We start from the raw sequence: 11509 nt of genomic DNA, 5'->3' as shown, positions 1-11509 counted from the left end.
GCTATTTTTTCCCAATTCCGACAACTAGAACTACAATCAATCTTGTTGTTTTTGTATAATTCACTAGAATATTTTCATATTCTGCTGATACTGCACTTCCAATAGGATTTTTCCTATTCACTTCCATTTTACCCCTTAAACAAAAATAACCCTACCTAAAATAGGTAGGGTTATTTTTGTTAGTTGAAGTATATTAATCCATAACACGGTATGTCTCGACGTAGGATGGACGCGTAAAAATTTGTGGCTGTTGCTTATCTATTCCTTCTGACGTACCACGTTTTTTATGTGCTTGCATGTAAGCATTAGAATTTCTCCAGTTCTCAAAGTCGTCCTCAGAATTCCAACATGTAAGAACTAAATAAGTATCACCATTTATAGGCCTACATACCCTTATAGCTTGAAATCCGGGTTCATTTTCTATTCGACGTGCTCGATTGTTAAACCTTTCTTCAAATTGACTTCTTCCTGCTTCCGTTACTGGTATATTGTTAAATACTGCAAAGGAATTTGCATGTATTTCAAAAGCTGTATCAATCACTTCGTAAATCTCATCCTGTTCGGATAAAGTATCCTTTTCGATTACGGTTTCCGTTTCAACTAAATACATAGTCTTAATTTCATTTTTTAATTGAAAAACAGGGGTGTTAGAAAAAAGCTTAGTACTATTTTTCAAAAGGTAGATGTACATTGAGATTGCTCCTTTGCTACGGGTAGTGTTTCAATTCAGGATTTAATCACCATGGAAAATGATAGAATTAGCTAGATCAGCTTAATGAACAAGCGCCTAGTCTTCGTCAACGATAAATTTTCCATAAACAAAAAAAAATTTGTATGATAAGACCTAGTAATAACTACTAAAATCATCTATCATTTTAAGTAGAAGTTTTTGTTATCTATTCATAATATATGATGGATAACCAACCGTCCAATTCATTACAGTCTGTCAACTACAAGTAGGGGGAATTTGATGTGACAACAAAAGAAGTAAGTCAACGTTGGTTAGAGATTCAACAGGACATTAAAAATGATTTTTTAACTCATATAACCAAACCTGAGCTCGTCGCTATCGTTAAAAAACTTGATTTAGACGTGCAGGGTTTCTCTAAGCGAAACGTACATAAAGCAAGAGAACCATTCCTAAAACAAGCAGTAACTCAATTAATCGATAATACCATCGATCTTCATCTTTTTTTCAGTTCATTTACTCAACCTTTTTATCAACAAATGGAAGACTATGATTATCAAACATTTCTACTTAAAGCTTCGCTGAGCGATGGGCCTACAAACATTGATAAGCTACTACTATTAGCTACTCTATTTCCAGAACAATACAAAGAAAATCGAGATCAAATTGCTTCGAATATAAAGAATGGACAAGACGCGTTATGTGGATTCGTTGAGCCTTCATTGACCGATATATTATCTTCCAATGTAGAAAAGTATGATTTCACTCGTTTGTTCAAAGAATTTTTCAACCAGCATGAAGAACTAAATGGAAACATACTTCCAGATACATTTGATCCGGATGATTTTTTTACAAATGTGTATGAGGACCTCGAAAAAAGTTATGTTCTAAACTTATTGAAAGATTTTGATTTAGATGATTTTAATTTTTCCGATCAAGACCTCCTTTTCATTTTCAAATTGGGACTGGCAGAGGCAATCTACCATGATGTCGAGCAGTTAAAAATACACAAAAATACAGCAGATAAAGCTTTAGCTGAAAGAGATAGTTTTGAGTCAAAAGTCAATCAATTTTCGAAACAGCGATTAGACCAATCAAATAAAATTAAAGAGAAAGACAAAGAAATAAAGCAGCTAAATGCTCAGCACAAAAAAGAACTCAAGACTGTATCTCTGGAAAATGAAAAATTACGACAGTCAATGGAAAAAGTAACTATAGAAAACAAGCAATTGAATCAAAATCAAGAAAAGATGCAGTTCAATTTGTTTAACGATGAAGACCAATTCTTTTTCATGACTAGGGCAAATCAATCTTCCTTTAATAAGCTAATCCCTAACAATTTAATTATTAGTTACGACCCTGATACTAGCTTCTCTGAACAGTTTAAATCTCTACCAAACAATCGATTACTATTTATCGATGCTAATAAAATGACCTCTAAGCTACAAATGACAATTGAAAATCATTTAAACTATAAAAAAATAAGCTATAAATTTGTTAGCGGGGCTCCTGAAACGATGTTCCGCCAAATTATCTTTTATTTGGAAGGGGATTCATCAGATGAAACTAACAAATAAACTATCCCGAGAGATTAAAAAACAATTAGATAGTTCCATTTTTGTAGGCAGATTGACGACAATGGATGAAATTCACTCAAATACTATTTATGATGATTCCGTTGAAATGATTGATACACACTTGACTTTTTTTATCAAAAGTCTATCTCCAATGCCAGAAAGTATTACACGTTACTTCTCAAAGTCTCATTCTTTTCTCTCGGGAAGATTGTCTACTTTGCAAAATGATAGGTTAATAGATGAAGAAATTGATTATCGTAGTTTGCCACACTGGGAGCTTAAAGAAAAGGTTAAAGGCTTTCTTGAAAATAAAACAATAGTATTTAAACTTATTCATAATAACGGCCACTTAAATGTAATCATACTAAAAGTAGAAGATATTCCACCTAGTCAATCCTATATAGTAATTCCAGCGCCGGATCTTAAAACGGGAGAAACTAGGGAAGACTTGAGAAACAAGTTAATTGTTGATAAAAGGCCAATTACATTAAGAAAATATCCAAATATGTTTACGCCACCTAATCTAATTATGTATGACGAAACAATCTACAAAGTAGAATTGGAAAGTAAAAGTAATGATACTACTTACTTTCAAAAAGATCGTACTTCTGTTGAATATCTACCATTGTCCTTGGATGAAAAGATAGATTTAATAGATGTTGTCTATGAACACCACCTCTATTTTCTTTCGAGTGAAAAATATCAAAAGCTTCAGACTACCTTTAAAAATAGTAGCCAGTCATTATTAGTTACAGGTGGAATGCCTTTGGTAGAGAATGAACCTGAGTTGAAACCAGAACCAACCATTGTGACGGATCCTGTCACTATACCAGCTGATGGTTTATCAGAAAAAGGGTTTTTGGAACAACTAATCCACCGGGCAAGGTACGAACACAACATGTTTTATCGTAGTGAGGATCTCTACTCCTTTCATATGAGCGTGAAAACTAATCCACTAACTGTCCTTGGCGGCATGTCTGGCACCGGGAAATCACAGTTAGCTCGTATTTACGGAGAATCCTTAGGACTAGTAGAAAGGAAAACTATGCTGTTTCTTCCTATCTCACCTTCCTATCAGGAACCAAATGATATCTTAGGGTATTTGAACCCAAAATCAGAAACTTTCCATGAGAGCGATACAGGGTTGGTTAGTCTTTTATTAGACGCCGAAAAAAATCCTGATCAATTGTATATGGTCATTTTTGATGAAATGAATTTATCTCAGGTCGAGCACTGGTTTAGCCCGTTTCTATCATTACTTGAAATTAATGGTGACAAATATCTACAGATTTACAATGAGCACAATAAAGAAAAAAGCGGATACTACCAAGCAAAAATTAAATTAGGAGATAATCTAATTTTTGTCGGTACAGTTAACTTTGATGAAACAACAAAATCATTTTCAGATCGCTTATTAGACCGAACAAACATAATTACGCCAGAAAAGGCTCCGTTTAGTGAGACAATCGCTTTTTATCAAGAAATCAATCAAGCAAATCCATCTAAACTGAAAACCAACGTAATTTCTCGAGGCGATTTACGTGAACGATGGAAACAGAATAATTCAACCATTGGGTTGCATTTGTTAAGTGAAGATGAAATATATATATTAGATCAATTGCATGATTTAATGAATGATATTGACCCTCAAAAGGGCGTATCCTTCCGTGTTGCATTAGCAATAGTCGATTTTATTAGTAATGTACCAGTTAATGAGTCTGGAGAAAGTTTAATACCAAGGAAAAAGCTGTTTGACTTCCAAATTAATCAGCGTATATTAACCAAAATAAAAGGAATTGATACTTTTGCGCGTCCGTTAGTTGGTCATCTATTAAGCGATAATGAACAATACGAATATCAGGATGGCAAACTATCAAAGTTATTTAAATCAGATCGCGCTCAATTAGTATCCGATTTCGATATTTCATTAAAAACACTTAAGAATAAAGCAAAAGAGCTGATGATGTATGGCTTTACCAATTGATGCCTCTAGCCAGCTTAAATTGAAAGACTATGGAATTTATCTCTTTTTTAAGAGTGGTGACGTCGAAATTCCGATCAAGAATTTAAGCCCAACAAAAGAGCGGAAACAAATTCTTGAAACGCTTGTAGAAGTATATGAATACAAGCCGCTTAGCCTTGGTTTTATCGATTGGAATTGGGATGAAGAAATTAATGTAAGGATTCCCTCCATCGATAGTACAGATGAGGATGAATGGTTAGAATTTACTTTAACCAAATTAAATCAAAGGAAAATTATTTATAATCCATTTACAGATGATACTTTTCCATGGCCATGTGGGGTATTTTTATATGAAATTCATGTTGGGGGTCATATCTTTTATGGTGCTTTTAAAATTGTTCCTAACAACATTACTCAGGATCAATTTAGAGAGATGTCACAATTTATTGAAGATGAATTGTCAGGTTTAACCCAAAACTATCATAAGATTACTAGGCAATATCCTAACCAACTTCAAACTATTGATAGTAGCCAACTCAGTTTTCTAAGTTGGTTGGGGCAATCCTTTAGTAAACTGCAAACTGCTTTACGATGGATTGAAAACGAAAATCAGATGAATATCAAACGACATTATCAGGTTGAAAGTCATCCAGGCCGTATAGACCAAAACAGTATGAAATGGGAAAACACCTTTAAAGGCTCAATTGTTGGTGAACACAAGTTCTACAATCGCAAGCATACTCACAATACAAATTTACCAGAGAATCAATTAGTAAAATACCAAGTAAAAGAAATTTTACAACGAATTGAACAATTGAATCAGCTTTTACTTAAGGAAGTTAATCATTTTAATGAAGAGCTTTCCAGTAGAACTCAGACAATTAATAGCCTTATCATTCATTTGTCGAAGGGAAAAGATCCACTTGTTACACAAAACGACTTCCAAAAATTGAAGAATGACTTATATGGTAAAGAATTAGAACGAGATCAAACGATTAAAAAATTAAACCAGATTGTAACAAGTAAGCAGGCAGTGGAACAGTATAAGCAACAATTACAGTATTCTATTCAACAACCCTTTTGGATCAAGGTTGATGACACTCATCCGAAGGTTCCAGCTATGGTTGTTCAAAAAGGCTATGTAATGTTTAAACGATTGTGGAATGAATTTTTCAAAGAACAACAAACTCTTTTGACTAAGCAACAAGAAAAACTTGGTGAAGATGTGTCCTTGCTCCATCCCACATCCAAGCTTTACGAATATTATGCCTACCTTGTTGTTATTAAACAATTGATCGAAAAAGGCTTCCAGTTAGAATATGACTCACTCTCCCACCAGCTAAGACGAGGGTTCATGCATTCGCAATTGCAATCAGGAACAACTGTTATATTGAGTGACCAAGAGTCAGAAATACACCTCGTTTATGATAAAACAGTTGAACATCGCGCACAAGAAGCTATTGCAAATAAAACCTATTTCTTTAGTAAATTCAGCAAAAAGCAACCAGATATCCGGATTGACTTATATCGAAAACAAGATGACAAGCTTCTCTACCAATCTTCTATCATAGTGGAGGTTAAATATCGACCATTTCAAAACATCTTTTCCGATGCCGGAAATACCAAAGCAATGGAACAAATGAATGAGTATATTGGAATCAAGTATTATTGTCCGATTCGCAAGGACTATTTTAGTCGCATTAGGGAAGTGCTTTGCTTCTACCCAGGAAATAGGAACCAACCGCTATCTATCAATACCGAAGCAGGCAAGTTCATCCAGTTGTATCCTAACCGTGAACACACTGTTGGACTAGAAGAGATTAACCGGATTTTTGATGAGTGGTTGAGGTGATGTTAGAATTTTTAAGCTACAGGTAATATTCTAGGGGATTTGCTTCGATTGGCTAGATTTATAATAGTATAAACAAACTTCCTATAGGTTAACTGCTATCACTGGTAAAGACCTAAAGGGGCTGGATAAAATAATTACTTTTAAAAATTAGTTTATTACAGTTTTATTTATCAGCTTACTTGTTTTTGGACTAGTGAAATGCAAGATACATTCTTCCAACTCAGGCTTCTATGCCTTGTTTCATTTACTAATTAACCAGTCTTTCTGTATATTTTTCCAACTAGTGCTAATCCAATTATAAATAATTATGTAGTCAATAAATCTGAATCAACAGGTATGACGGGGGAAGAATTAGCGTCCCTACTTGCTTTAATACCAAAACAATCGAACTAATTGCAAGTACAATTGTAGTTGTTGGCCTTTACAAAATGGGCACTAAAAAAGTATAGCAATTTAGTGTGAAAAGAATAAAAACAAGGCCTAGAGTTATTCTTCTCTAGGCCTTGTTTTTTATGTGAATTAGGATTTCACCTAAAGTAAACACGTTAATATTTTCTGAGTAAGGATCTTTTGATAATCGCTAATAATAGTCTACTATCACATTTTTCATGGGGACTCCCATGTATGGATGTCTCTAAGAACAATAGAGTCCCAGTCCATTTATCTTATCCCAACGCTACATCTAAGATCATCATGAGTGTGAAACCAACCATTAAGCTTAAGGAGGCTAAATCTCTATTACCATTTTCTTGGGAACCTGGAATCACTTCTTCTGCAGTTACAAAAATCATTGCTCCAGCTGCGAAACTTAAGGCGAATGGAAGAAGTGGTTCCATTAACGTCACTGCAAGCACCCCAATTACTGCTGCAATGGGTTCAACCATACCCGAGAATTGACCATAAAAAAAACTCTTTCGACGGGACATGCCATCTCTTCTTAATGGCATGGAAACGGCTGTACCTTCAGGTAAATTTTGAATCCCTATTCCTATAGCTAATGTAACCGCACCTGCTAAAGATGCTGAAGGAAATCCAGCTGCAACAGCTCCAAACGCTACCCCAATTGCAAGACCTTCAGGTATATTGTGCAATGTAATAGCAAGTACGAGAAGAGTACTTCGTCGCTTTTTATCAGGTTGTATACCCTCTGCCTCTGATATAGGTGAATTAGGATGTAAATGGGGAATAAGCTTATCAATCCCCCACAAAAAAATTGCACCAAGTAAAAATCCTACTGCAGCAGGAAACCAAGCAGGTAAAGAACCTCCCTCTGCCATTTCAATTGCAGGTGAGAGCAACGACCAAAAGCTAGCTGCGATCATTACTCCACCAGCAAATCCGAGCATGCCATCCATCAGCTTTTGGTTCATTTTCTTTGTTGTAAATACTAGTGCTGCCCCAATCGCCGTCATCCCCCATGTAAATAAGGTTCCTACTAACGCCTGCGTCAGAGGGTTTAATGACGCAAAAAAATCAACCATTGACTATTTCATCCCTTCATATATATTACTAGTTACTAGATAATTAAATCCCACTGACAACATATGCACTAATAACGAAATGTTTACTATAGGCAAGATTAGCTTTTATAATTATGTAGATTACATACATCGCAATAAAACAAGCATGTCATGTTTGACACGCTTGTTCCAATACTACTATAATTTAATACCCTTAAAGTGCTTATGTTACACATCTCGTATCATCTCTACAAAATGTGAAATAATTTTTGCAGTAAGTCCCCATATGACTTTGTTATCATAGCTATAAAAGTATTCGTCCATTTGTAATGTCCGCCATTTGTAATCCTGACCGCCCTGAATAAGATTTAATGGGAAGTTTTTTTCCGGTTGTATATCTAGGTTGACTTTGTAAATTTCTGGATTAGTTTCAAGAAAATATGTTAATGGTACCATGAAAACTTCCCCTACCTCTGAGGGATTTGGTTTAATCATTGTTGAATTTTTAAGCAAACCTACATAGGGATAAACAATCATCCCAAATGGAGAGACCATGTAATCTAGCGGATGTACATCTAATATCTCAGATTTACTTATCCCCAACTCCTCTGTTGTCTCCCTAATAGCTGCATCCTTTTCGGTTTTATCTTGGTCATCAATTCTTCCTCCAGGAAAACAGATTTCTCCCGGTTGCCTTCTTAAAGATTGTGAACGAACTTCGAAAAGTATATTAATCTCGTTATCTCTCATAACTAGTGGTATGAGGACAGCAAATTTTGAAAATGTCTCACTTCCAAGGATAGTTGGTGTATGATTATTTACTTTATTTAAAATTGATTTCAGATCCATCTGTTTCACCTCAAACCTTTATTTTACTATTAATTGCACCACTAGGACATTTGTAAAATTAATGACTTTTACGAGTTACTTGAAAGTGTATCATTTCATGCACAAAAAAAGCCACAAAATGTGACTTTTTTATTATCAGACTGCTCTTGTTCATTTCTATAGTATTAGTCAATTAAAACTTCTACTTTTTCTTCCCTAATGCTTCCCGATCGTCTACCATTGGTGGTTGCTCCATCCAACCATTCTTTATAAGCAAATTCGCTCCATCTTCTGCATATAAACCTATTTCACCTATTAGCTTTGTGTATTTAAACATGACATCTCTTCTTTGACAAGCGGACAACGCTGCCCCATAATAACCAACTGCAACTGCAACTAAGCCTATTACGTGAAATAACATAAGCTTGTCTGAAAAAGGAGCAACAGTCGAATTGGTTACTTCTGACTGCCAACTTTTTGGTGACGGGAGATGATCTGCAGCTAGAATGTCAGCCATATCTTTTAATTGTTTTTCGCAAATTTTTGTCCCTCTTTGAAAGTACTTTCTCAGTTCCTCTGATTGGGTAACTTGACCGAAGGCGATTTCCAACACAACTTTTACCATTGTTTTGATCATATTATAGTAAAGACCACTTATTTCTATTGCATTTAAAGGTCTTTTACCAAACCAACCGTTTAAATAATCTTTTTGATTTATGAAATCAACCTGATTCGGAGGATTTAGAATAGCTGGCTTACTTAGAATACCTTTATTAAGCATCAAGCTTAGTAGGGAATCATAAAGTTCCGAAGCTTCTGAAATACAATTGGAATAATAGCTTCTTTGGTCTGCACGAATAGATGTAGTAGTACATAAAGAATAGCTGTTCATTCCATGAAGAGTCATCACTTGCATGTAAACTAAAATAAGTTTGTCTGAGAACAATGGGGGAGCCTTAAGGTTAACATCTTCGTCGCTAAACCCTTGTGGAACTGGATGGTTTTCTTCTTGTAAGAAATTTGTGATTTTTTTAATATGCGATTTAGATAAATCTATTGAATGCTTCAAGATAGATTTAGTCTCCTGATCTTCACAAATTTCTATAAAATAACGGATAACACATAAACCCATGCTATCATTCATAAATTGAGTCCAAAGATTGGCAACCTCAGGGGCTGTTAATTTTTCTTTTGAATTCTTTTTAAACATTACAAGCCACTCCTAAAAAGTTATACTCTTGATTCTTAGTTTAACTAAGATTGTGGAAAATATGCTTTTATTGTAATTTGATTAAATAAAATGAAATTGAAATGGATACCCTATAAATTAGTTAGGGGGTTAAATTCATGACTGCAAAAAAGATAATTAGATTAGCCATCATTCTAAGTGTTTTGTTCACACCGACTCTTTTTAGACACCCATCAGCCAAATTATGGATACCTTTTTTCCTATTGAATGGATTTGTTAATCATTGTTTTAATAAGATTTTGGTAACAACGAATAAAGTTAAGTATCCAATTCGATTTAAGCCTAAAATATTTAAAATTAACTTTGTTTATGATTATCTTATTTGCCCGTATCTATCTGTCTGGTATTGTCAATCTACATACAATGATAATTTTTCAGGCATTTTAAAGAAGGCGGTTTATTGGGGATTTCCACAAACTATTTATGAAATATGGCTAGAAAGAAAAACGAAAGCACTTAAGTTTCAAAAAGGATGGCGATGGTTTCACTCCCTTTTTCTTGTGTTTATAGTCAAGTTTTTATCAAGAGGAATGCTTGAACTGATGAAGCGTACTTATTGGTACGAGTATGTTTTTAAATCAAAAAATAATTAGCAGAGCAACTGTAAATTATTTAAATTAAGGAATTGATTGATGAAAGTTCCTATCTTTCACTATGATGATGGAGGAATTGATTTTGGCAAGACAAGGAGGCCTGTTCATTTTTTCTCCAACTTAAGTCGTATTTAGTTATAAACATGTTTAAAAATTTCTATTCCTTGGTATTTGATAAGTGAAGATTTATTAAAACATTAAAGGAGGAGTTAGAAATGAATAAAACGAAAAAAATTCTGGCACCTACTGTAATTGTTGGAATAATCTTCGGAGCGGCTGCTTTTTCAGTTGATGCTGCAGAAAACACTAACAGCAACATGTCGATCGGACCTACATCTGTAGCTTATCATACAATTGTTCCAGGACATTCTATTCCTGAGGTAGCAAATTCTAATAATAAGGTAACAGTAGCCGACGTAATTGAAGCAAATCCTAAAACAAATTATCAAAACATTCCAACCGGATCAAAAGTTATTATTCCACTAGACTAATTGGTCAAAGTATTTCTGCATCTACTTGATGTAGGAATACTTTCTATTTAACTACAAATCAATGAAAAAATTATTCGATTAGATCCCCCTTATAATGGGATTAAACGACAAACTATATTAAATTTTTACCCTTTTTTTGTAATTTTATGTTTAATCATTTTAAAAAGCAGGAATGCATTTAATATAACTTACTAAAAGGAGGAATTAGAAATGAGAAAAATGTCAAAACTTCTAATACCTACTGTAGTGGTTGGAACAATTTTTGGTGCAACTAGCTTTTCAGCTATGGCCGCTACAGAGACGGTAGAATCAGGTGAAACACTTTGGGGAATTGCTCAAGAACATGATGACGTCACTGTAGATGAGTTAGTAGATTTAAACAGTAATTTAGATCCCACTGCTATTCCAGTTGGAACAGAAATTCAACTTGATGCAAATGAAAACAATGGAAGTAGCGGAAACAATGGTATGGTAACACACACGGTTCAACCAGGTAACACACTATTAGGAATTGCTGCGGTATATGATGGTGTAACATTAGAAGACTTATATGAGTTGAATCCAGGCATTGATCCGTATGGTTTAACTATTAGATCTGAAGTAACAGTTGTTGGTAATACTGGCGACTCTGGTAGCGATGCCGATGTAGTTTATCACACCGTTCAACCCGGTAACACGTTCAATGAAATTGCTAGTGTGTATGATGGTGTAACCGTTGATGAATTAATTGAAGCAAACCCTAACGTGGACATTTATTCATTAAACATTGGCTCTCAAGTAGCCATTCCACTTAACTAATAATGATGAA

At 34.4% G+C, this 11509-nt stretch carries 10 protein-coding genes; 6 read left to right on the top strand and 4 right to left on the bottom strand.

Annotation, left to right across the window (positions count from 1 at the left end; translation table 11 throughout):
- Positions 1–193: 193 nt before the first annotated feature.
- On the bottom strand, positions 194–691 hold the full coding sequence (locus GH741_RS01360) for an antibiotic biosynthesis monooxygenase family protein (protein WP_153734993.1): 498 nt from the start codon (positions 689–691) through the stop codon (positions 194–196).
- Positions 692–972: 281 nt separating this feature from the next.
- Here GH741_RS01360 and GH741_RS01355 point away from each other — a divergent pair, with 281 nt between their 5' ends.
- Genes GH741_RS01355 through GH741_RS01345 form a run of 3 tightly spaced genes read left to right on the top strand, consistent with a single transcriptional unit; the run spans position 973 to position 6080 of the window.
- A complete protein-coding gene (locus tag GH741_RS01355; protein WP_153734992.1) occupies positions 973–2265 on the top strand; it encodes a hypothetical protein in 1293 nt (430 codons plus the stop codon).
- On the top strand, positions 2249–4249 hold the full coding sequence (locus GH741_RS01350) for an McrB family protein (RefSeq protein ID WP_153734991.1): 2001 nt from the start codon (positions 2249–2251) through the stop codon (positions 4247–4249). Before GH741_RS01355 ends, GH741_RS01350 begins: the two co-directional genes overlap by 17 nt.
- Positions 4233–6080, top strand: a complete 1848-nt coding sequence (locus GH741_RS01345) for a DUF2357 domain-containing protein (RefSeq protein ID WP_153734990.1) — start codon at positions 4233–4235, stop codon at positions 6078–6080. Before GH741_RS01350 ends, GH741_RS01345 begins: the two co-directional genes overlap by 17 nt.
- Positions 6081–6745: 665 nt before the next feature.
- On the opposite strand, the gene GH741_RS01340 is transcribed toward GH741_RS01345, so the two are convergent.
- From GH741_RS01340 to GH741_RS01330, 3 genes are all read right to left on the bottom strand, one after another.
- Positions 6746–7561, bottom strand: a complete 816-nt coding sequence (locus GH741_RS01340; protein ID WP_153734989.1) for a ZIP family metal transporter — start codon at positions 7559–7561, stop codon at positions 6746–6748.
- Between the two features lie 207 nt (positions 7562–7768).
- Entirely contained in the window at positions 7769–8389 is a 621-nt protein-coding gene (locus tag GH741_RS01335; RefSeq protein ID WP_153734988.1) for an NUDIX hydrolase, read from the bottom strand.
- A 181-nt stretch (positions 8390–8570) separates the two neighbouring features.
- Positions 8571–9578, bottom strand: coding sequence for a DUF3231 family protein (locus GH741_RS01330; protein ID WP_153734987.1), 1008 nt, complete (start codon positions 9576–9578; stop codon positions 8571–8573).
- 137 nt (positions 9579–9715) lie between these two features.
- Here GH741_RS01330 and GH741_RS01325 point away from each other — a divergent pair, with 137 nt between their 5' ends.
- The 3 genes from GH741_RS01325 to GH741_RS01315 all read left to right on the top strand — a co-directional run bounded on the left by GH741_RS01325 (position 9716) and on the right by GH741_RS01315 (position 11499).
- Entirely contained in the window at positions 9716–10210 is a 495-nt protein-coding gene (locus tag GH741_RS01325; protein ID WP_153734986.1) for a CBO0543 family protein, read from the top strand.
- Between the two features lie 215 nt (positions 10211–10425).
- A complete protein-coding gene (locus GH741_RS01320; protein ID WP_153734985.1) occupies positions 10426–10701 on the top strand; it encodes a hypothetical protein in 276 nt (91 codons plus the stop codon).
- Positions 10702–10911: 210 nt separating this feature from the next.
- Positions 10912–11499, top strand: coding sequence for a LysM peptidoglycan-binding domain-containing protein (locus GH741_RS01315; protein WP_153734984.1), 588 nt, complete (start codon positions 10912–10914; stop codon positions 11497–11499).
- Positions 11500–11509: the final 10 nt, after the last annotated feature.

This window comes from Aquibacillus halophilus (genome assembly GCF_009649745.1).
Classification (GTDB): Bacteria; Bacillota; Bacilli; order Bacillales; family Amphibacillaceae; genus Aquibacillus; species Aquibacillus halophilus.
This window is presented reverse-complemented; position numbering and strand designations above follow the sequence as displayed.

Excerpts from the sequence above, each read along its gene's own strand:
- GH741_RS01345 (WP_153734990.1), top strand. The coding sequence starts at position 4,233 with ATGGCTTTACCAATTGATGCCTCTAGCCAGCTTAAATTGAAAGACTAT.
- GH741_RS01325 (WP_153734986.1), top strand. The coding sequence starts at position 9,716 with ATGACTGCAAAAAAGATAATTAGATTAGCCATCATTCTAAGTGTTTTG.
- GH741_RS01320 (WP_153734985.1), top strand. The coding sequence starts at position 10,426 with ATGAATAAAACGAAAAAAATTCTGGCACCTACTGTAATTGTTGGAATA.
- GH741_RS01335 (WP_153734988.1), bottom strand. The coding sequence starts at position 8,389 with ATGGATCTGAAATCAATTTTAAATAAAGTAAATAATCATACACCAACT.
- GH741_RS01330 (WP_153734987.1), bottom strand. The coding sequence starts at position 9,578 with ATGTTTAAAAAGAATTCAAAAGAAAAATTAACAGCCCCTGAGGTTGCC.
- GH741_RS01350 (WP_153734991.1), top strand. The coding sequence starts at position 2,249 with ATGAAACTAACAAATAAACTATCCCGAGAGATTAAAAAACAATTAGAT.
- GH741_RS01340 (WP_153734989.1), bottom strand. The coding sequence starts at position 7,561 with ATGGTTGATTTTTTTGCGTCATTAAACCCTCTGACGCAGGCGTTAGTA.
- GH741_RS01315 (WP_153734984.1), top strand. The coding sequence starts at position 10,912 with ATGAGAAAAATGTCAAAACTTCTAATACCTACTGTAGTGGTTGGAACA.
- GH741_RS01360 (WP_153734993.1), bottom strand. The coding sequence starts at position 691 with ATGTACATCTACCTTTTGAAAAATAGTACTAAGCTTTTTTCTAACACC.